Origin of the sequence: Halovenus rubra, assembly GCF_026586665.1 — an archaeon.
Classification (GTDB): Archaea; Halobacteriota; Halobacteria; order Halobacteriales; family Haloarculaceae; genus Halovenus; species Halovenus rubra.
The window spans coordinates 1-1,918 of record NZ_JAODIY010000031.1 but is presented as its reverse complement, the minus strand read 5'-3'; the positions used below and the strand labels follow the sequence as shown (position 1 = coordinate 1,918).

The 1,918-nt window shown below is 56.2% G+C and carries 1 protein-coding gene; it reads left to right on the top strand.

The features are described from left to right. The first annotated feature begins 102 nt into the window (after nt 1-102). Nucleotides 103-1,698, top strand: a complete 1,596-nt coding sequence (locus tag N5098_RS15155) for a transposase (protein ID WP_267638727.1) — start codon at nt 103-105, stop codon at nt 1,696-1,698. The last annotated feature ends 220 nt before the right edge of the window (nt 1,699-1,918 follow it).

The following is a 1,918-nucleotide window of genomic DNA, read 5'->3' as shown; positions in this document are numbered from 1 at the left end:
ATAGCCTGTTGCACGGTTACAAATTCAACTCAGACCTATCTGACAGCGTTCACTAGCGATAGAAATGGTCACTTTAACTAGATAGGAAGTCGGATTCAAGGTATGTCCAGTACCGAATCCGACACCAGTCAGGACACGGTTGAGTCGCATAAAATTGCCGTTCGCGAGTACCTCCTTGCACACGGTGAGGTCGCGTCCAAAGACGAACTCCGCGCCGGCACGTCGGTGCCGGCGTGGTATATCACCCAAATCGCCTCTCAGGACATGTTCTACACCTCGCTGAACCAAAACAGCGAATACGTCGCCAGCAAACACATTGTCGGTCGCCGCTCTACTCACGACGGCTTCTGGCGTCCCGAGGTGGATGACGGCGTCGCCGTCTTCCACCGCAAAGAGACCACCAAAGCCACCCTCAAACACCTCGCATTCACCCGACCATCCGGACTCACCGCCCCCGAAGCGAACGACCTACTCGGTCGTCGTTGCTACCGGCCACTCCAGAAACTCGCCGAGCACGGCGAGGTCCATGCTGCTGAGTGGCAAGAGTCCACCGTCTACGTTCACAGCTGGCCGTCCCTGCGGGACGACCAGCTGACACAGCGCGAAACCGATCAACCGACCGATGTTACGCCAGACGATCCAACCGAAGACGGCTACCTCTACCGAGACGAGCTTCTTGCAACCTTCCTCTCAGTTGCAGTCTCGCAAATCCAGTCTATTTCGCCGGAACGTGCTTCTGCACTCGTGTTGCGGCAGTTCGAGGGCGATTCGTTTGACGCCCTCGAACGTCGCATTCGGCGTAACCACTCGTTCCGTGATGCGCTGGAGTACACTGAGCCAGACGAGGTCCCCGACGGGACCTCGCTCTGGCGGGCCTTCGACAAACTCCAACCCGAGGAACTCCGAGACTGTCTCCAGTCGATGTGTGCAGAGTTGCTTGCTGATCACGACCATGCCGGCGAGTTCGCCATAATCGACGGCACACATATCGCAGCCTGGGCAAATACGCGCGAAGAAATCGAAAACGGCGACGTAGAAGGCGCAAGTTGGGGCAAACACGAAGGGCCATTCTACGGGTACAAGGTGTTTCTCGTAGTCGATGCGGCGAGTGAGTTGCCGGTCGCCATCACGATGGAGACCGGCAAGCGAAACGATACTGCAGCGTTTGAACCGCTCGTCGAGGACTTCGATGAGCGGTACGACACAGACGATCTTCAGGCAGCACTGGCCGACGCTGGCTTCGACAGCCAAGACAACCGTGATTTCTGCCAAGAGCAGCTTGATTGCCCGCTGTTTACAGCAATCAATCCACGCAGATCGTCGTCTCTGAAAAAGCTCAGAGACGACATCAAGGAACTCTTCGAAGAACGCGAAGACGGTTTCGACAGTCCGTACGAAGCACTCGAAGAGTTAGACCAGCAACTACTCTCGGACTACGGTGTTGAAGCCGGCAACGTCGAGGAGAGCTACATTTTCCAGGCAATCAAAGAGCGGATGCATCGACACCTGCGCGCAGGTGTCGAGCGGGTATTTTCACGATTGAAGTCGTTCACTGGACTTGATCGCGTCCGCGCACGCAAGGAAGACAACGTCGAGACCCACGTTGTTCTCTCAGCGGTCGCGCTGGTTGCAGCGTCACTGACCGCAAAACGTCACGACAAACCAGGACTGATACGATCCCCAAGCCGACTCATCTGACCGGTTCCAGTACCCGCGCGGATGTCGCCGCCTGAGAGGCATCGCTCTCAGGCGGCCCGCATTCGTGATGGAATTCTGATTTATCGGCGGAGATTGTCGGCTTATTTCGCCACATCTATCAGCTTATTAGGAATAATTGACACTGACTCATCACTGCTGGGCCAAATTCCGGTCCGACCACGTTGTCCGGTGAATTAATTTTGAACGTGCAACGGGGTAT

Bases quoted from the DNA above. Each gene is read 5' to 3' on its own strand.
- N5098_RS15155 (WP_267638727.1), top strand. From the start codon at position 103: ATGTCCAGTACCGAATCCGACACCAGTCAGGACACGGTTGAGTCGCAT.